This window comes from Paenarthrobacter sp. RAF54_2, from assembly GCF_052113945.1.
Lineage (GTDB): Bacteria > Actinomycetota > Actinomycetes > Actinomycetales > Micrococcaceae > Arthrobacter.
The window spans coordinates 1-16,355 of record NZ_JBFRDV010000009.1 but is presented as its reverse complement, the minus strand read 5'-3'; the positions used below and the strand labels follow the sequence as shown (position 1 = coordinate 16,355).

General features: G+C 61.5%; 21 protein-coding genes and 2 pseudogenes. 14 read left to right on the top strand and 9 right to left on the bottom strand.

The features are described 5' to 3' along the window. Positions 1-216: 216 nt before the first annotated feature. Positions 217-663: a MarR family winged helix-turn-helix transcriptional regulator gene (locus AB4Y87_RS10940; RefSeq protein WP_442004368.1), complete on the bottom strand. Its 447-nt coding sequence runs from the start codon at positions 661-663 to the stop codon at positions 217-219. Positions 664-722: 59 nt separating this feature from the next. Here AB4Y87_RS10940 and AB4Y87_RS10935 point away from each other — a divergent pair, with 59 nt between their 5' ends. The 5 genes and pseudogenes from AB4Y87_RS10935 (at position 723) to AB4Y87_RS10915 (ending at position 2,548) form a co-directional block, all read left to right on the top strand. Then, positions 723-1,091, top strand: coding sequence for a VOC family protein (locus AB4Y87_RS10935; RefSeq protein WP_442004367.1), 369 nt, complete (start codon positions 723-725; stop codon positions 1,089-1,091). A 96-nt stretch (positions 1,092-1,187) separates the two neighbouring features. Beyond that, positions 1,188-1,781: a histidine phosphatase family protein gene (locus AB4Y87_RS10930; RefSeq protein ID WP_442004366.1), complete on the top strand. Its 594-nt coding sequence runs from the start codon at positions 1,188-1,190 to the stop codon at positions 1,779-1,781. 61 nt (positions 1,782-1,842) lie between these two features. Further along, entirely contained in the window at positions 1,843-2,133 is a 291-nt protein-coding gene (locus tag AB4Y87_RS10925) for a hypothetical protein (protein ID WP_442004365.1), read from the top strand. Beyond that, positions 2,111-2,353, top strand: a pseudogene (locus AB4Y87_RS10920) (hypothetical protein); the annotation flags it as partial. The gene AB4Y87_RS10925 and the pseudogene AB4Y87_RS10920, both read left to right, overlap by 23 nt. A gap of 3 nt (positions 2,354-2,356) precedes the next feature. Further along, the gene (locus AB4Y87_RS10915) at positions 2,357-2,548 is read left to right on the top strand and encodes a hypothetical protein (RefSeq protein ID WP_442004524.1); all 192 of its coding nucleotides are present in this window, start codon (positions 2,357-2,359) and stop codon (positions 2,546-2,548) included. A gap of 1 nt (position 2,549) precedes the next feature. Here AB4Y87_RS10915 and AB4Y87_RS10910 read toward each other — a convergent pair whose 3' ends face one another. Next, complete coding sequence (locus AB4Y87_RS10910) at positions 2,550-2,834, bottom strand: hypothetical protein (RefSeq protein ID WP_442004364.1); 285 nt, start codon at positions 2,832-2,834, stop codon at positions 2,550-2,552. A 58-nt stretch (positions 2,835-2,892) separates the two neighbouring features. Between AB4Y87_RS10910 and AB4Y87_RS10905 the strand changes: the two genes are divergently transcribed. Continuing rightward, the gene (locus AB4Y87_RS10905; RefSeq protein WP_442004363.1) at positions 2,893-3,504 is read left to right on the top strand and encodes a glyoxalase; all 612 of its coding nucleotides are present in this window, start codon (positions 2,893-2,895) and stop codon (positions 3,502-3,504) included. Positions 3,505-3,613: 109 nt separating this feature from the next. Here AB4Y87_RS10905 and AB4Y87_RS10900 read toward each other — a convergent pair whose 3' ends face one another. From AB4Y87_RS10900 to AB4Y87_RS10890, 3 genes are all read right to left on the bottom strand, one after another. Continuing rightward, complete coding sequence (locus tag AB4Y87_RS10900; RefSeq protein WP_431117140.1) at positions 3,614-3,856, bottom strand: DUF6458 family protein; 243 nt, start codon at positions 3,854-3,856, stop codon at positions 3,614-3,616. 146 nt (positions 3,857-4,002) lie between these two features. Beyond that, positions 4,003-4,908, bottom strand: a complete 906-nt coding sequence (locus AB4Y87_RS10895; protein ID WP_442004362.1) for an SDR family oxidoreductase — start codon at positions 4,906-4,908, stop codon at positions 4,003-4,005. 154 nt (positions 4,909-5,062) lie between these two features. Further along, the gene (locus AB4Y87_RS10890; RefSeq protein ID WP_442004361.1) at positions 5,063-6,133 is read right to left on the bottom strand and encodes an NAD(P)-dependent alcohol dehydrogenase; all 1,071 of its coding nucleotides are present in this window, start codon (positions 6,131-6,133) and stop codon (positions 5,063-5,065) included. A gap of 94 nt (positions 6,134-6,227) precedes the next feature. Here AB4Y87_RS10890 and AB4Y87_RS10885 point away from each other — a divergent pair, with 94 nt between their 5' ends. Continuing rightward, on the top strand, positions 6,228-6,905 hold the full coding sequence (locus AB4Y87_RS10885) for a TetR/AcrR family transcriptional regulator C-terminal domain-containing protein (protein WP_442004360.1): 678 nt from the start codon (positions 6,228-6,230) through the stop codon (positions 6,903-6,905). 84 nt (positions 6,906-6,989) lie between these two features. Beyond that, entirely contained in the window at positions 6,990-8,906 is a 1,917-nt protein-coding gene (locus AB4Y87_RS10880) for a glycoside hydrolase family 15 protein (protein WP_442004359.1), read from the top strand. Positions 8,907-8,918: 12 nt separating this feature from the next. Here the strand turns inward: AB4Y87_RS10880 and AB4Y87_RS10875 are convergent, their stop codons facing one another. Next, the gene (locus tag AB4Y87_RS10875) at positions 8,919-9,140 is read right to left on the bottom strand and encodes a hypothetical protein (protein ID WP_442004358.1); all 222 of its coding nucleotides are present in this window, start codon (positions 9,138-9,140) and stop codon (positions 8,919-8,921) included. Beyond that, positions 9,130-9,333 carry a PH domain-containing protein gene (locus AB4Y87_RS10870; protein ID WP_442004357.1) on the bottom strand — a complete coding sequence of 68 codons (204 nt, stop codon included), beginning with the start codon at positions 9,331-9,333 and terminating at the stop codon, positions 9,130-9,132. The genes AB4Y87_RS10875 and AB4Y87_RS10870 overlap by 11 nt, the downstream gene beginning before the upstream one ends. On the opposite strand from AB4Y87_RS10870, the gene AB4Y87_RS10865 reads away from it, so the two are divergent. Both AB4Y87_RS10865 and AB4Y87_RS10860 read left to right on the top strand, forming a co-directional pair. Continuing rightward, positions 9,332-9,769 carry a hypothetical protein gene (locus AB4Y87_RS10865; RefSeq protein WP_442004356.1) on the top strand — a complete coding sequence of 146 codons (438 nt, stop codon included), beginning with the start codon at positions 9,332-9,334 and terminating at the stop codon, positions 9,767-9,769. The two genes, AB4Y87_RS10870 and AB4Y87_RS10865, sit on opposite strands and share 2 nt — an antisense overlap. Positions 9,770-9,861: 92 nt before the next feature. Further along, on the top strand, positions 9,862-11,082 hold the full coding sequence (locus tag AB4Y87_RS10860) for an MFS transporter (protein ID WP_442004355.1): 1,221 nt from the start codon (positions 9,862-9,864) through the stop codon (positions 11,080-11,082). Here the strand turns inward: AB4Y87_RS10860 and AB4Y87_RS10855 are convergent. Beyond that, the gene (locus AB4Y87_RS10855) at positions 11,046-11,942 is read right to left on the bottom strand and encodes a helix-turn-helix transcriptional regulator (protein ID WP_442004354.1); all 897 of its coding nucleotides are present in this window, start codon (positions 11,940-11,942) and stop codon (positions 11,046-11,048) included. The two genes, AB4Y87_RS10860 and AB4Y87_RS10855, sit on opposite strands and share 37 nt — an antisense overlap. Before the next feature lie 183 nt (positions 11,943-12,125). Here AB4Y87_RS10855 and AB4Y87_RS10850 point away from each other — a divergent pair, with 183 nt between their 5' ends. The 3 genes from AB4Y87_RS10850 (at position 12,126) to AB4Y87_RS10840 (ending at position 13,784) form a co-directional block, all read left to right on the top strand. Further along, positions 12,126-12,590 carry a phage tail protein gene (locus AB4Y87_RS10850; protein ID WP_442004353.1) on the top strand — a complete coding sequence of 155 codons (465 nt, stop codon included), beginning with the start codon at positions 12,126-12,128 and terminating at the stop codon, positions 12,588-12,590. A gap of 124 nt (positions 12,591-12,714) precedes the next feature. Then, a complete protein-coding gene (locus AB4Y87_RS10845; RefSeq protein WP_442004352.1) occupies positions 12,715-13,275 on the top strand; it encodes a hypothetical protein in 561 nt (186 codons plus the stop codon). 2 nt (positions 13,276-13,277) lie between these two features. After that, positions 13,278-13,784, top strand: a complete 507-nt coding sequence (locus tag AB4Y87_RS10840) for a hypothetical protein (RefSeq protein WP_442004351.1) — start codon at positions 13,278-13,280, stop codon at positions 13,782-13,784. Between the two features lie 281 nt (positions 13,785-14,065). Here AB4Y87_RS10840 and AB4Y87_RS10835 read toward each other — a convergent pair. Then, a pseudogene (locus AB4Y87_RS10835) lies at positions 14,066-14,875 on the bottom strand (polyprenol monophosphomannose synthase). Between the two features lie 188 nt (positions 14,876-15,063). Here AB4Y87_RS10835 and AB4Y87_RS10830 point away from each other — a divergent pair. Then, positions 15,064-16,355 (top strand): DUF222 domain-containing protein (locus tag AB4Y87_RS10830; RefSeq protein WP_442004350.1); only part of this gene is annotated, 1,292 nt, incomplete at its 3' end.

The window sequence follows — 16,355 nt, the reverse complement described above, 5'->3', positions numbered from 1 at the left end:
CCACCTTGTGTGCATCGGACCCTAACAGTGTCCGTTGCTACCAGGCAACGCCGCCGATCAAACTTTCACGAGAGCCGCGCGGCCGCCCTGTTCGGCGTAACCGCTACGGCTTGAGCAGTCCTGCGTCAAACAGCATCATCCGGGATTCACCAGATAAGTCATCAGGATACTTAGTATTGGCTCGGAAGGGAAACGGGCCATCCATGAGGACCTCGCTCAGTCTCCTCCGAGTTCCGCCAGCCGCGAGCCGAGCAGGGCCCGCAAATGCTGCTGCTCGTCCGCCGTCAGGCCCTGCCGCAATCGGCCCTCCACTTCATTCGCGGCCGCACTGGCTGCCTTCAATCGCTTGCTTCCGAGCGGAGTTAGCTTCACGGGGAGTGCCCGCCCGGCAACAGGCTGCTCCGACCGGGAAACCAACCCGTCCCGCTCGAGCGCCTGGAGAAGCACGTTCATTGACTGCCGCGACACGAAGGCGCCGCGGGCAAGCTCGGAATTGGAGAGGCCGGGCCGTTGCGCCAGGAGTTCAAGGCATGCGTACTGCGCCACTGTCATCCCGAGGGGCCGGAGGGCAGTGTCCATTGCGCTCCGCAAAGCGCTGTGCACTTGCTTCAGGAGATAGCCCAGGGAGGTGTCCAGGTCCACGCCACTGCCGTCTTGACTCATGTCAATATTCTGACATAGCTTGTTCATGTCAACATACTGACATAACTAGGAGAGCAAGCATGGCAACAATCGGTCCAGATTTCATTTCGCTGCAGGTCCGCGACCTTGAACGTTCGGCACTGTTCTACGAGCAGCAACTCGGGCTGACGCGCTCGGTGGCCGGTCCGCCGCATGCAGTTGTTTTCGATACCAAGCCGGTCGCCTTTGCGGTGCGGGAGCCACTGCCGGAAACCGAGCTGGATTCGCTCCCGCAACCCGGCGAAGGAATTGCCTTGTGGCTGCGGGCAACGGACGCCCAGGAACTCCACGACGCGCTCTCCGCCCATGGCACGCAGATCACGGCAGCACCCATCGATGGGCCATTCGGGCGCACCTTCACCTTTGCAGATCCGGACGGCTACCGGATCACTATCCACGACGCCGCCTGACACCAACGGCAACAAGCGTCCGACGGCGACCTCCCGCCGTCGGACGTTTTCCTTACGTGACGCACGGAACTGCGGCCTGGACGGCCGGAAGGCACAATGGAAGGCATGACCCTTACTACCTTCGCCCTCGTCCGCCATGGCCAGACCAACTGGAACGCGGAGCGTCGGCTGCAGGGGGCCACTGACATTCCTCTGAACGACGTCGGACGCCAACAGGCGCGTGACGCCGTTGCCACTTTGGCCAATTACCAATGGGACGCAATCGTTTCCTCACCTTTGAGCCGTGCCGCAGAAACCGCCGACCTGATTGCAGAAGGCCTGGGCCTTCGGGTCGCCCGGCGGGTTCCGGAGCTTATTGAGCGAAGCTTCGGACCGGCAGAAGGGCTGCAAGCCGGGCCTGAACTCGAGGCACTTCGCATCCCAGGCGGTTTCCGCGGGGGCGAGAGCGATGATGACGCAGCCAGCCGCGGCATGGATGCCCTGGAACAATTGGCACAGGAATTTTCGGGGCAGCGCGTCCTGGTGGTAACCCACGGTACGTTGATCCGACTGTCACTGAGCCGCGCGATTGGACGCACGCTGGACAGCGTCCACAATGCCGTACTGAATCTCGCGCATCACCACGCCTCCGATGGCTGGAAGCTGGAGTACTTCAATGGTGAGCTTCTGACGGCCGACGTGGACAGCTGACACAACCCGGAAACTCCGCGAATGTTATTGATATTCCACATGCCAGTTTCTGTATGCTCAAGTGAGTCAAGCAGCTGGCGCCTTTCGCTCCGCTGCCCTGGAGGTCAGCTTGGCTCTCACACTTGTTGGCTCCCGACTAGTGACGACCGAAGCCTGCCGGGCCAACGCAATCACCCTGACCGCGAGAGTAACGCTGGCCACGGACGGCTGGTTTGAACTTCGCGTGGTGCAAATCCCCGGGCTGGTGCTTCACGTTTCCCGGCTGGAAAAGGCGGCCCAGGCCGTGCTCGACGCCGCAACGGCCTCGAGCGGACGGAAGCCGGAAGAGTTTGACGTCCAGTTCCAATGCTGAGCAAGCCGATGCCGAACGAGCAGAAACTGCTGACTGTTGGGCACGGCGCCACACCCCAGGCCGACTTTGTGGACCTTTTGCAGGCGGCTGGCGTGGCGTCGTTAGTGGACGTTCGGATTGGCCCGGGAAGACGGAAATACCCTCACTTCGGAAGAACACAGCTGAGTTCACCGCAGCCCTGAGTCAGCTTTTGGCGGATGCGGCTGACCAAAAGACCGCCATCATGTGCAGCGAAACGCTCTGGTGGCGCTGCCATCGCCGTCTCATCGCAGATCATTGCGTTCTGCTGGACTCACTGCCCGTCAGTCATCTCATGCCAGGAGCCAAGCTGGTCCCCCACGTCCCTACGGCCGGAGTGAGGGTGCACCGCGGGCATCTGCAGTACGACCTCCCCGTGGACGAGTCAGTGGGTTAGGTCAGCGTGCCTCAAGCCGGCTCCGCAGTTGTTGTGCGAAGTCGGGGTAAGCTGCGGCAATCTCCTCCAGGTCCATGGTCTGGGGGAAGTCGATCACGGGTTGGTGCTCGGCCAGAAAGTTGGCCGTCTCTTCAGTAATGAACTGCCCGTCCTGGCCGTCCAGCCCGGCCTCGGACAGGAATTCAGGGGTGATCCGGAAGACGGATTCCCCGGTCTGCCCTTCGGATGCCCAGCGCACCAAGTACTCATCCTGATTTACGAGTTCTACGTCGAATGACTTCTCCATGTCAGCAGCCTACGTGGTGTTCAGCCGTGACCACTGGTTCTTCACTAGGATGACTGACATGGCAGCCATCGAATCTGTAATTATCGAGGTCGCTCCCGCCATTCAGGTGGCGGAGGCCTTCTACAATGATGTTTTCAGCATGGGCAGCAGGGTTCAGGTACGTTCATCCGAGGCGCCGACCACGGGCTTTCGCGGATTTACGATGTCGCTTGTCGTCTCCCAGCCGGCCACCGTAAACAGTCTTATCGGCAACGCCCGCGACGCCGGCGCGACTGTCATCAAGCCAGCCGCCAAATCCCTGTGGGGGTACGGCGGAGCAGTCCAAGCTCCGGACGGCACGATCTGGACAGTCGCATCCTCGTCAAAGAAAGACACTGGCCCGGCCGATCTGCAGATCGATGCGATAGTGCTCCAACTGGGAGTCGCGGATGTGGCTGCCAGCAAACAGTTCTATCTCGACCGAGGCCTCACCATGGCCAAGAGTTTCGGCAGCCGGTACGTGGAGTTTGATACCGGTCCCGTCAAGCTGACGCTCAACAAACGCGGGGCGCTGGCCAAGACCGCCGGCGTGTCACCTGACGGCACCGGCTCTCACCGGCTCCTCATCAGCGGTGATGCAGGCACCTTTACCGATCCTGACGGATTCGCCTGGGAAACACCACTGACCTGAGGGGAACGACGGCGGCCCTCCGTCAGAGCTTTTCGGCCCGGACTGGACGCAAGAAAAACGCACGACGGCGACCTCCCGCCGTCGTGCGTTTTTCTTGCTTTAGAGAGAGCTAAACTTCGGGACGCGGGCGCCGGTCGATGATGGTCTCTGGAGCATCACGCCGCTCCACGACATGGTCAGTACGCCGCGTGCGGCCTGCCATGATGATGGAAATAATCAGGCCCAATACGCCTACAGCCATGAGGATGTAGCCGATCAGGACTTGGTCCACGAAGGGGATGAGTCCGGGGGCAAGCGCAAAGGCCAGAATCGCTCCAATGGCGATCAGTGCTATGGAAGAACCTATTCTCATGTCGTGCTCCTCTCACTTCCGACCGGGCCGCGAACGGGTGATCACGGAACTGCGTCGATATCGTAAGCATACTTCCCAATTTGCGGGGCGCGAAAGATTGTGCCCGTCATTGTTCGCCTACCACGCGTGCTCGGAGTGGCCGCTGGTCAGTGCCCGAAGCCCGCTGCGAACCGCGCGATGGCGTCCTCGGGAGTGGGCGGCGGACCAAAAACTTCAGCTTGCCGGCTGGTGTTGGCAACGTATCGGCCCGTCTCGAACCACGCCGACATGCTGGCCATATCGCTTACCAGTGGGGCAAAGCGCGAGGTGACTTTGCCCAAGCCCTTGAGCACCGGCGTCGGAACGGCCATGATCTTGATGTCCTTGCCGTCCGCCTCGCCATGCTTGGACAGGAGACCCGCCGCTTCTGACATGCTGACGGGCCGGGTCCAGCCGATGTCGATGCGTTCGCCATTAACTATCTCCACATCCACGGCATCCGCCAGGTAACCCGCGAGGTCGCTCGTGAGGACGAAGGTCAGCGGGGTGTCCTTCGAACCGATCCACATGACGCGCCCCTTCGCCAGAGGATCACCGCCCATCCCTGCGGTCTGGTCGAAGAACGCACCCGGACGAAGCGCCACGAAAGGAACGCCCAGCTGTTCGAACGTGTCCTCGGCCTGTTTCTTGTGCCAAAAGTGCGGCACCTGGGGTGTCAGGTGACAGGTGAGGATGCTGATGAGAACGAACCTGGGAACGCCCGTTTGTTGGGCGGCGACGGCCAGGTTGCTGTACCCAAAGGTATCGATCGCGTTGGCGTTCTTGTCGTTCCGCGTATATCCGGCGGCCGTCGAAATGACGCCGGCTACACCTGTCATCGCATGGATCAAGGACGCAACGTCAAGCATGTCGCCCCGGACAATTTCGACACCCTTGGCTTCGAGCTTGCCCGCGTTGGATTTTACCCGGACAAGCGCCCGGACGCTCTTGCCGCGTTTGAGCAGTGCATCAACCACCTGACTGCCAAGGTAGCCGGTGGCACCGACCACGAGGACAGGCTTTTCTTCAGCCATGATTTGCTCCTTGGGCTCGCCGGGTTCGCTCCCCGGAACAGTCGTAGCATGCGGGCCGCGTTGATTCCAGACTTCACGCAAACGCACGACGTCGACCTGCCGCCGTCGTGCGTTGTGACCGGCTCACGGACAACGTTCGTTGCTGACCGGAAAGTCACATGGTGATGGCAATCTTTCCGCGGGTTTTACCAGCGTCGAAGTACCGCATGGCTTCGGGAACCTGATGAAGGGGATAGCTTCGATCGATGGCCGGGACGATGGTTCCGGCCTGGAGGAGCTCGGCGAGGGACTCAAGGTCCTCCGAACGCTCCGCGCCAACAATCATGGTCAGCTTTTGACTGATGAAGGGGGACAGTGCCAATGCCCGGAACTGCCTGTCCATGCCACCAGTTAGCGGTCCACCCTCCTCACCACCAGTAAGAACTGCCGTTCCGCTGTGGGTGAGCGCGCGGCGAAGGCGTTTCAGGCTGGGGTTTCCCGCGAGATCGATGATCACGTCATAACGCCTAGACCCGTCGGCGAAGTTCTGTTTGGCGTAATCGATCACGTGGTCGGCACCGAGGGACAGCACATGGTCCATCTTGCCGTCACTGCAGACCCCGGTAACTTCAGCACCCGCGGCTTTGGCGAACTGCACCGCGTATCCGCCAACTCCGCCGGACGCACCGGTGATCAGCACTTTGAGGCCCGTCGCGGTTTGCCCTGCTGGTGTCCCCATTTCTACCCCACCTGCAATACCACCTGCACGAAGCGCCTGGAGGGCGGTACAGGCTGAAACGGGAACCACTGCTGCTTGTTCGAAGCTGATGCCGGCAGGCTTGAGGGCGAGGTGGTCTTCCCCGGCTACGGCGTACTGAGCGAAGGAACCCTTGCCCACGCCGAAGACGTGGTTGCCAACGGCGTAGCGGGTTACCTCCGGTCCCACGGCCTCGACCGTCCCGGCGAGATCGAGCCCAGGTACCGGATTCTTGGGTCCTCGGAACCCAAAGGCCAGACGCAGGGCGTAAGGCTTCCCATGCATGACGTGCCAGGTCCCACGGTCCAGACCCGCAGAATGGACACGCACCAGCACCTCATTGCCCGCAATCTCCGGCTTGGGGATCCGCGTCAAACGAAGGACGTCGGCGGATCCGTAGGCATCCTGCACTACGGCCTGCATGGTGTCTTCCGAAGTGGGCGCTACGTTGGATGCTGGCGTTTCCTTGGCTTGCTGACCAGTGGTCATGGCCGTTCCTTTCAGGGCTTCAGCTACTTTTCGTACGCTGTACTAATAACGCTACCGTACAATGTACTAAAACGGAACACCCAGAGGAGATCCAGTGCCCACCGCAAGCCCGGAGCGCCTTCCGCTCAGCCGCGAAAGGGTTCTCGCATGCGCCGTGGAACTCGCGGACGAGTCGGGGATATCGGCGCTGACCATCCGCTCACTCGCGCAAAGCATGGGCACCAAGCCGATGTCCCTGTACTACTACGTGGCCAACAAGGACGAGATCCTGGACGGCATCGTGGACATGGTGTTCAGCGAAGTTGAGTTGCCCTCCCCGTCCGGTAACTGGCGGGAGGAAATGCACGACCGGGCACACGCCATGCGCGGCGCCCTTACCCGGCATCCGTGGGCGGTGGGTCTGCTGGAAAGCCGCTCCTCCCCTGGCCCCGCAACACTCCGACACCACGAAGCGACGCTGGCCACCTTGCGGGAAGCAGGATTCTCCATCCAACTGACCGCCCACGCGTACGCAGCGCTGGACAGTTACATCTACGGTTTCGCCCTCCAGGAGGCAGCCTTGCCGTTTGAAGGCCGGGATACCGCAGCCGAAATCACCGCCCCCATCATGGAGCGATTCTCAACCGGGGAGTACCCGCGGATGGTGGAGATCGCCGTCGAGCATGTCCTCCAACCCGGCTACGACTTCGGCGACGAATTCGACTTTGGACTGAACCTGATTCTTGACGGCCTCGGCCGATTGATGGACGATGCCGGCGCAGCAGGCGAATGACCTCCGCAGCCGTTGAGGTGCGTAAGGCAAAAGGGTACGGTCAGGGCATACTCGAGACGCCGTCCGATTTAAGGATCTGATGCCATGGCCAGAATTGAGGACTATGCAATCATCGGGGACTTGAACACGGCCGCCTTGGTGGCCCGCGATGGATCCATCGACTGGATGTGCCTGCCCCGTTTTGACTCCCCCGCGTGTTTCGCCGCCTTGTTGCACACCCCTGAAGCTGGTCGATGGCTCCTCGCGCCGGCAGATGCAGGGGCCCGGAACAGTGGAAACTGCACCCGGCGCCGCTACCGTCCGGACACCCTGATCCTGGAAACGGAATGGGAAGTGGACGGCGGCGCAGTCCGTGTCACCGACTTCATGCCCGTCCGGGATGACGCTGTAGATCTCGTTCGGATCGTGGAAGGCCTGTCCGGCGAGGTGGCCATGCGCGGGGAATTGATTCTCCGTTTCGACTACGGTCGCGTGGTGCCGTGGGTACGGCGCAACAAGCACGGAATCAGCGCCGTGGCGGGGCCCGACTCCGCGTATCTCACCACGCCCGCTCCGCTCAAGGGCCAGGACAGGCGCACGATCAGTGAGTTCACAGTGCGGGCCGGGGAACGCATCCCGTTCGTGCTTCGCTGGGCACCAAGCCACGAGCCGGAGCCCCGGCGTATCGACGCCGCCAAAGCATTTCACGCCACGGAGTCCTTCTGGCGCGAGTGGATTGACCGAAGCGAGATGGAGGGCAAGTACAAGGATCCGGTGGAGCGATCCCTCATCACCCTCAAGGCCCTGACATATGCCCCGACGGGAGGCATCGTTGCGGCTGCTACAACGTCCCTCCCCGAGCAACTGGGCGGTTCCCGTAATTGGGACTACCGCTATTGCTGGCTACGGGATGCAACACTGACCCTGCAGTCGTTGCTTGCCGCCGGATACACGGAAGAAGCGGCAGCTTGGCGGGAATGGCTGCTCCGTGCTGTGGCGGGCGATCCTTCCGAGCTGCAGATCGTTTACGGCCTGGACGGCGCCCGCAGACTGCCGGAGGCCGAGATCCCGTGGCTTTCGGGCTACGAAAATTCCATGCCGGTCCGCACCGGCAACGCTGCGGCTCCCCAGCTGCAATTAGACGTTTGGGGTGAGGTGTTGGACGGGCTCTCGCTGACCAGGGCAGCTTCCCCGCCGGGCACCGTTGACACGTCCTGGGACATCCAAGTGGCGTTGATGGAGTACCTGGAAGGGGCTTGGGACCAGCCGGACAACGGGCTGTGGGAGATGCGAGGCCCCCGCAGGCATTTCACGCATTCCAAAGTCATGGCATGGGTAGCTGCAGATCGCATGGTCAAGGCCGTAAGAACCTCGGGGTTGCCCGGTCCCGCGGACCGCTGGGCGGCGCTTCGCAGGCAAATCCACTCGGAGGTTATGACCCGCGGTTTCGATCAAGAGCTCAACAGCTTTGTACAGTCCTACGGCAGCAAGGAACTGGACGCCAGCCTGCTCTTGATCCCCCGCGTTGGCTTCCTGGGGCACCGCCACCCACGCGTCGCGGGAACGGTCAAAGCCATTCAGGAAGGCCTGACCGAGGACGGCCTGGTACTGCGCTACCGAACCGAGTCAGGCCACGACGGCCTGCCCGGCGAAGAGGGAGTCTTCCTTGCGTGCTCGTTCTGGCTGGTGGATGCGCTACTGGGCATTGGCCATACCGGCCAGGCAACGGCGTTGTTCGAGCGGCTGCTTACGCTCCGCAACGATGTCGGGCTGCTCAGCGAGGAATGGGATCCCAGAACCCAGCGCCAACTCGGCAATACTCCCCAGGCGTTCAGCCACTTTCCGCTGATCCACTGCGCCCTGCAACTCCATCACGGCGAAGCCCACGGCAGTGACACGCCGTTGCGCAGCCCGAAACACCCGGAACAAGGTACCGACCAGCTCCCACAACAGGCCATCTCCGAAAGCGGCCCGGGCACTGATCATCCAGCGCCAAGAAAGCGCCCCGAAACCAGCCGCTGAAAAAGGCTGCAGTTACGATTCCGTCTTTTGATCGTCCGGATCCGCGGCTTCAGCCTTGTGCTTGGCTTCCTCCAAATGTTGATCCAGCTTGCGCTCGGCCTCCCGCCGACGCTGGCCGATAGTCCTCATCTGTTGTGTGGTCGGAGATCCAGCGTCGGTATCCTGCCACTGATCGCGTTCCTCTGACCCTGCGCCCTCGGGCACGCCGGGGCTCTTCTTCTCTTCATCGCCCATAAGGAAATCGTCCCATCGCGTGGGCTTCTGCGGTAGGACCAGTGGCTGGATAAACGCCCGACGGCGACCTCCCGCCGTCGGGCGTTTTCACCCGAACCCTTGTCATCCAGAGCCCGCGGCGTCTAGGCTCAAAGCGGAGAAATCGTACTTGTGCCCAAGGTATCCGGTCTCCTCTTGTCACAGGATTGATCATGCCTGCGCAGTCAGCCCACCCTCCTTTTCCCCTCTTCCCCTTGCCTTCCGAGCCCTTCTGCGATCAGTGCGGAACGGATGAGCACCTCCTCATCGAAACCATCGAACTCATCCAAACCGGCGGTAAAGCCCCCGGATCTGCCGCAGGGTTGATCCATGTGGAGTACCGATGCCAAGCTTGCGGATTCTCGCGGTCCCACGCAGCGGAAGTGGCCGACGTCGCCGATGTCCTGATCCGCTCGGATGAACCCCTGGGCGTTCTGCAATTCGGACGCCACCGTCTCCACTGTGGGGTGCCTATGCACACGGGCCCCGGGAAACTCCACCTGATTTCCTCAGGCGCCACAGGCCGGGCAGATCCGGAGCTTGAGACCTACTTGAATACCCGGGTGCTGCATTGCGATGAGTGTGGGTTCCAGATGGAGATACCGGACTAGCGCACATTTTCCTGGCTGCCGAAAAGAGTCCCTCCGAGAACCCCCAACAACCGGGACTCCCTCAGGCCCGGCGCCTGTGATGGTCTGGAACCATGACCACTGATACTTGGGGCGCACAAAGAACCCGTCGCCTGCCGCTTGTTACCTACGTGCTGGCTGCGGGCGTGTTCCTCATGGGCACCACAGAATTCGTGGTGGCAGGGATCCTTCCAGAGATCGCCCTGGATCTGGGTATCACGGTAGGAAATGCCGGGCTGATGATTACCGTCTTCGCGGTTGGCATGATCGTTGGAACGCCCACCATGTCGATCCTCACCCTCAAGATGCCGCGACGCGTCACGCTCAGTCTCGCGTTAGTGGTTTTCGCCGTCGGGCACGTCATCGTCGCGCTCACCACCGACTTCGCAGTGATACTCGGTGCCCGGTTCCTGACGGCTCTGGCCACTGGCGCGTTCTGGGCCGTCGCCGCCGTCGTGGGTGCGAAGGCGGCCGGTGCCGCTTCAGCCTCCCGCGCCCTGGGCGTGGTTTTGAGCGGCGGCATGCTGGCCAACGTGATCGGTGTTCCGTTGGGGGCGTTTGCCGGCCAGTCGATCGGTTGGCGGGGTCCATTCTGGATCCTCACCGTCCTGGCACTCACGGCGGCAATTGTTGTTTACCGTTTGGTCGGCGTCGAGCCTCCCTCCGGTCCCGTCCCCTCAGTTCGGGCGGAGATCGCGAGCATGCGGGATGCCAGGATTTGGCTTGTTCTTGCAGGTTGCGCAATCGTGTGTGGATCATCCCTTGCGGCATACAGCTTCATCTCTCCGCTCCTGACACAGAACACGGGGATGGGGGCAGCAGCGGTTCCGCTGGTTCTCGTGGGCTACGGCGTCGGAGCGTTCGTCGGTTCCAACCTCGGTGGCCATTTTGGCGCGCACCGCCCATTCACGGCGCTGTTTGTATCGGCAGCGATGACGTTTCTAGTGCTCGGCGCTCTCTGCTTGCTCTCTCGCAACGCCGTGCTGACGGTGATCCTGATCTTCTTGCTGGGCCTGTTCGGCATGGCAACCAACCCCATCCTCATAGGCAAAGCCGTCGGTTATGCGCACCACGCGCCCACGCTCGCCTCGGCCCTCAGCACGTCCTCGTTCAACCTCGGCACCGCAGTGGGATCGTGGATCGCAGGCTTCGCACTTGAGTCGGCGCTCGGCGCCACGGGTCCGGTGCTGGTGGGTACCTGCATAGCGGCACTGTATTTTCTCCCGCTCACCATTCTGTGGCGGAAAGAACGGTCACCTCAGCCGTCCGAGGCAGCCCTCTCAGGCTCAGCTTGAGCTGTGGTGCCGTACTCGCTGGCAGCCCACGAGGCGAGCAACTGCAGGCGCTCCGCGGAAGGCGACCCCGGTTCCGCACTGTAGATCGTGAGGGTCAGGCCGGGCTCAGCGGCCATCTCCAACCCTTCAAAAGCAAGCGTCAGCTCGCCCACAACGGGGTGATTGAACGTCTTGAAACCCGTCCCATGATGGCGGACGTTGTGCGCACCCCAGCGTTTCCGGAACTCATCGCTGCGAGTACCCAACTCACCGATGAGGTCATGAAGTTCCTTGTTGTGGGGATCGCGACCGGCTTCGGTCCGCAGGATTGACACGGTCACCTCGGCGAACGCATCCCAATCAGGATAGAAATCATGAGCGCGTTCATCCAAGAACGTGAAGCGCGCGATGTTCGGTGGTTGGCCTGGCATGTCATAGCAGTCCTTATAGAAGGCCCGCGCCAAAGGATTGACCGCCAGCAGATCCATCCGGCCATTGCGAACGAACGCCGGACCAGCGGTGACAGCATCCAGCGCCCATTGCAGGCTCTGATGCGGAACATAGGACCTGGAGTTGCGCCGCCGTGGCGGCCTTGCCACCGGACTGGCCGCGTGGGCGAGGTCGAATAAGTGGGCCCGCTCGGCGTCGTCCAGGCACAACGCCCTGGCGATGCTCTCAAGCACCTGCGGGGAAGCTCCGCTGATCGCGCCCCGCTCGAGGCGCGTGTAATACTCCACGCTCAAACCGGCAAGTGTGGCTACTTCACTTCGCCGCAAACCCTTCACACGCCGGTTCGTGCCGGCGGGCAGTCCAACCTGCTGAGGGGCCACCTGGGCACGCCGAGAGATCAGAAATTCGCGGACCTCCGCTCGATTATCCATAGGCTCCACGCTAGGCCAAAGGGGTATCAGGAGGGAGTCCCTCCCGATACCTGCTTCGACAAACGCACGACGGCGACCTCCCGCCGTCGTGCGTTTCCCTCACCCAAATTCCTTGCCCAAGTACGGCGCGGTGTCAGTGTGGGACGTTAGGGTTGGTCCCAAGACATCTGACGAGGAGAGCAATTGCCGTACATCGTTGACTTCAAGAACGTTTCCACCGAGGGCCTGGAGTCTTCTCCGGTTGCCGAGGCGCTCGCAGGGTTGCGCGCCAACGAGGCCCGTTACTACAAGAACAAATACGACCACGACTTCACCGTGAGCCCCGCCAGTGAAGTCCCTGAAGTAGTAGATCGGGTAAGCCGGATCCTGAAGGAAGAGCGGGACATCGTCATCGAGTCCCGCCCCTTGGAGGCGACGGCCTTCGAAGTGGACGGTTTGCGCATGGATTACGTGTTCTACGAGTCAGGGCTGTCCATCAACGTCATGTACAGCATCGAGGACGGCGGGAAGCGGGCGGTCGGTTTCAAACTCACCGACGGCATGGACATTCCGGAAGAACTGGAATCGCGCTTCAAGTTCGCCCGCCAGAAATCCAAGCTGGCAGGGGTGATCCGGGGTTCGTACTTCGTGATCAAGGGTCAATACTGACCGCTGGCTGTGAATACGGGCCCTATGCCAACGGGCGGGGACCCTCTATTCTCTTGACATGGGCGTTTGGGGAGCGTTGAACCGAACCAAACCTGGTTGCAACGGCATCGGGCGCAGGTGACTCATGGATCCCCACAACAAGGTCCCTCCCCCGGACAATTACGCCGCGTTCCTTGCTCGGCTGGATGCGGCGACCACAAGCCTGAGCACCCGGGCGAGGGCCTTGGACAAGGCGTTGACTGCGGTCTCGCTGCTCTTGGGACGATATCAACGGGCCCTTCGTGGTTGGGAACGGAGATTGGTCCGCGTCAATGAGGAACTAGCCCGTCATTCCAGCGAGCCGCAGACGTCGGCGGCCCTCAATGAGCTCCAACGAACTGCTGTTCAGATGGAGTCAATGCACAGTGCACAGGTTCTGCGGCTCACAGAGAAACTGTCACTCATGCAAGGACGACTCGACGCCATCGGCCGGTCGGTCCGGGAGCTTGAAGTCAGCAGAGCCAAACTGGATACGTCCCGTAGGTTGTCACAGGACCGCGAAAACCTGAGCAAGGCCCTCTATGAACTTGCTGGTACCGGCGGTGGCGCCGCGAAGGTCCCCGATCTGGGATTGCGGAATGATCTTAAGGAAGCACGCGAGGCAGTAATTCTGGCCGAGGCACTCCTGGAAGTGAAGGAATCCTGACGATGGAGAACACGCCCGACGCTGTTGAAATCGTGCGCTGGATGAGGAAACCCGGCGACAAACCCATCATCAAATTTGTCACTTTCAGCATCCTTGCTGTGATCCTGTGGCTGGTCCTGATGATCTTCATGGCTGCCCTGAGAAGCTTCATCCCCGCGGCGATATTCACAGCCGTGTTCGCTGCGATCCTTACCATTCCGACCATCGCCGCCCAGAGGAGCCTGATGCGCGGCTTGGCAAAACGGATCAACGACACCCTCGCGGAGCTAACCGGAAGCTCCGACGACAAGGTCTCCACAAAGCAGCTACGCAAATTGATCAAGAGCGGCGAACAGCTTCCACTGCTCATCAACGGGGTTCCCGGTTTGCGGCTGCACGTGAAGAGGGTCGCCAGTGCCAAGGAAGACGGCTCCGAGAAACTCCTCGCAGTCATCACGGTTGCTCCGGTGAGCAGTGGAACCGCCAGCTTTGACCGGCTGCTCGAGGCGGCGTTGTACGGAGGACAGTAGCGCGGGAGCTGGCCGCCAGGAGGCTGCTGAATTAGTCGCGCCGTGGGGTGCGTCGGCTGGACTCGTGGGGCTGGTTGCTATGACTGTTCCTATCCAACCGCAGGCACCGTCCGATGGGCCATCGACAAAAAATCGCTGGATGACGCCCCGGATCTGAGGCAGAATAAGTGTAAGCGGGCGGAACGACCCCGTTGTCGCACCCAAGGGTGCTGACCAGAACACTTCGCTAGACGGCCATTGGTGGCGTTCCGCCCGCCCCAACCACCTTATTCAGCAGTCTCCTAGCCCTTGGGCACTAGAACGCGACTATCACGTTTCAGGCGAAGCTTCCATGGTGTCAGCGCAGATTCGAGCTGCTCCCGGAGATTCATTTTGGAAGCCCCCTCCACGCGTTCTTCAAAATGAATGGGCACCTCGGTGATCTCGAGGGCCCGCTGAGCGGCCCTGTAGTACATCTCGACTTGGAAGGAATAGCCATCGCTCTTGATCGTTGAGACGTCAATAAGGCCGAGGGCTAAAGCGCTCCAGGCTTTATACCCAGCCGTGCAGTCCTTCACTTTCAACCCCAGGATCACACTCACGTAGAAGTTGGCCCAAGCGGAGAGGGCCTTTCGGTGCCAGGGCCATTCCGACGCCGTAGAGCCCCCGGCAATATAACGCGAGCCGATAACAACGTCGGCATTCTCCTTCAGAATCTTGTCAATCATGGCTGGGATTGCTGCCACCGGATGGGATAAATCAGCGTCCATTTGGATGACAATTTCTGCATCTTGTGCCAACGCCCGGGTCATCCCAGCCACGTACGCTCGGCCCAAACCATCCTTTTCAGCCCGATGCAGCACGGAAACGGCGCCGTTCGATTACTTTGCCAACCTGTCTGCGACCTCCCCTGTCCCATCTGGGGAACTGTCATCGACAATGAGCACGTGGAGATTCGGAATGCCCAGTGAATCAAGCTGGGACGTCAGTAGCGGAAGATTCTCCCGTTCATTGTAAGTCGGTACGACAACGGTGACTTTTGGTGCTGTAGTGGTCAAAATATGGGTCCCCAATTCGGTTTCAGAAAGCGCCCGGTCCGTGCTGAACTGCACATGTCCGGGCCGCGTCAGTCTATTGATATCTCAGGGGCAATCTGAAACCGGGCCCACGCCAATCCGTGGAGCAAAAATGTCTGGCTCTGGACACATGGTTGATCCATCGAGACGGTTGGAAATCTTGCGCACCGGGGCCAGCGGCGCTGGGCCCTAAAAATGTCAGACCCTGATGAGAGGGTTTATTCATGGCAAGCATTGGGGAGATTCTGGCGCGTCGGGCAGCGATGCCTGGCGCCGCGTTGCGCCCCCGAAGAGTTCCCCGAGCAAGCCACACCGTTCCTGCCAGCGAGCTGGCGGCCCATGAAAGCCCGACAGCGGTAGTCACCGATTCGGACAACCCCAGGGGCATTTGGCTGCTTCGCGGCATTGAACCAGGGCCCGTCTCTGAGCCTGATGAAGTGGACCGTGAAGTCGAGCTGGTTCGCGGCGTTGAACCGCAATCCTTCGCCCCCATTGGTGAAGTGGACCCTGAAATCGCTCCTGAAGTCGCCTCTGTTTCCCCGGGAACTGACGATTTCCCTAGGTTTAGCGTTTCCCACGGGCTTGACGGTGCGCTGGGACTTGAGGGTGCGCTGGCTGACAGCGTTGAGGCGTTGGAATCCCTGCGTTCCTTCACCGTAGGCGGTGCCCTGACATTCGGGTTTACCGAGGCTGCGGGATTCGCCGGGCGGGTGGAGGAGATTGCCCGGACCGTGGAGTACCTGCAGGTTGTCGCGGCACACGCCGTGGAGCGGACCCGCACTCAAGCCCAGCAGTCGCGGCCCTCCTCCGCGGCGGGCACGGGATGGCAGACAGGCTGGACCAACCCCGGAACCACCGGCTCGGACTCAGCCGGGGCTGTTGCTGGATCCGATGCTCCTGATGGATCCGCTACTACTGCGGGGCCAGGTGTTGTGGCTTCGGCAGTAGTTGTTACTGCGGCAGACGCTGCTGCGGTGGCGGATGATGGCTACCGGAACGCCGCGGAATTCCTGCGCGCGAGCCTGCGGATCAGCAAAAGCGAAGCCAACCGCCGGCTCGCCCTGGCCGGCGAGGTCCTCCCGCGGACCGGAATCGCCGGGCAACACATCCCGCCCCGCCGCGAAATCCTGGCCCAGGCCCTCGAAACCACACAGATACCCACCCGGTCCGCGACCATCATCAGCAGCGCACTGGAAAATGTCCGCCTCCTCGCCGACGACGACATCCTCACCCGGATGGAACACGCCCTCACCGCAACAGCAGTGGAAACCGACCCGGACTTCGTCACCAAAATGGCCAAACGCTGGGTCGATTCGATCGACCAAGACGGTCCCGAACCGTCCGAGGAAGTTCTCCGCCAACTCCAAGGCGCGTTCTTCCGTCGCCGACGCCGCCACGGGCTCCACCACATCGAAATCTTCGCCACCGCCGAACAATACGAAACCCTCACCACCGCCATGAACGTCGCCACCAACCCCCGACTCACCACGGATAGTAATCCCACCGGACCGGATCT

What these genes read in the sequence shown, in the direction of transcription:
- AB4Y87_RS10890 (WP_442004361.1), bottom strand. Translation starts at nt 6,133, where the DNA reads ATGACCACTGGTCAGCAAGCCAAGGAAACGCCAGCATCCAACGTAGCG.
- AB4Y87_RS10865 (WP_442004356.1), top strand. Translation starts at nt 9,332, where the DNA reads ATGCCTGCGCAGTCAGCCCACCCTCCTTTTCCCCTCTTCCCCTTGCCT.
- AB4Y87_RS10875 (WP_442004358.1), bottom strand. Translation starts at nt 9,140, where the DNA reads ATGGGCGATGAAGAGAAGAAGAGCCCCGGCGTGCCCGAGGGCGCAGGG.
- AB4Y87_RS10910 (WP_442004364.1), bottom strand. Translation starts at nt 2,834, where the DNA reads ATGGAGAAGTCATTCGACGTAGAACTCGTAAATCAGGATGAGTACTTG.
- AB4Y87_RS10860 (WP_442004355.1), top strand. Translation starts at nt 9,862, where the DNA reads ATGACCACTGATACTTGGGGCGCACAAAGAACCCGTCGCCTGCCGCTT.
- AB4Y87_RS10900 (WP_431117140.1), bottom strand. Translation starts at nt 3,856, where the DNA reads ATGAGAATAGGTTCTTCCATAGCACTGATCGCCATTGGAGCGATTCTG.
- AB4Y87_RS10930 (WP_442004366.1), top strand. Translation starts at nt 1,188, where the DNA reads ATGGAAGGCATGACCCTTACTACCTTCGCCCTCGTCCGCCATGGCCAG.
- AB4Y87_RS10870 (WP_442004357.1), bottom strand. Translation starts at nt 9,333, where the DNA reads ATGATCAATCCTGTGACAAGAGGAGACCGGATACCTTGGGCACAAGTA.
- AB4Y87_RS10840 (WP_442004351.1), top strand. Translation starts at nt 13,278, where the DNA reads ATGGAGAACACGCCCGACGCTGTTGAAATCGTGCGCTGGATGAGGAAA.
- AB4Y87_RS10855 (WP_442004354.1), bottom strand. Translation starts at nt 11,942, where the DNA reads ATGGATAATCGAGCGGAGGTCCGCGAATTTCTGATCTCTCGGCGTGCC.
- AB4Y87_RS10895 (WP_442004362.1), bottom strand. Translation starts at nt 4,908, where the DNA reads ATGGCTGAAGAAAAGCCTGTCCTCGTGGTCGGTGCCACCGGCTACCTT.
- AB4Y87_RS10940 (WP_442004368.1), bottom strand. Translation starts at nt 663, where the DNA reads ATGAGTCAAGACGGCAGTGGCGTGGACCTGGACACCTCCCTGGGCTAT.
- AB4Y87_RS10935 (WP_442004367.1), top strand. Translation starts at nt 723, where the DNA reads ATGGCAACAATCGGTCCAGATTTCATTTCGCTGCAGGTCCGCGACCTT.
- AB4Y87_RS10905 (WP_442004363.1), top strand. Translation starts at nt 2,893, where the DNA reads ATGGCAGCCATCGAATCTGTAATTATCGAGGTCGCTCCCGCCATTCAG.
- AB4Y87_RS10915 (WP_442004524.1), top strand. Translation starts at nt 2,357, where the DNA reads ATGTGCAGCGAAACGCTCTGGTGGCGCTGCCATCGCCGTCTCATCGCA.
- AB4Y87_RS10880 (WP_442004359.1), top strand. Translation starts at nt 6,990, where the DNA reads ATGGCCAGAATTGAGGACTATGCAATCATCGGGGACTTGAACACGGCC.
- AB4Y87_RS10845 (WP_442004352.1), top strand. Translation starts at nt 12,715, where the DNA reads ATGGATCCCCACAACAAGGTCCCTCCCCCGGACAATTACGCCGCGTTC.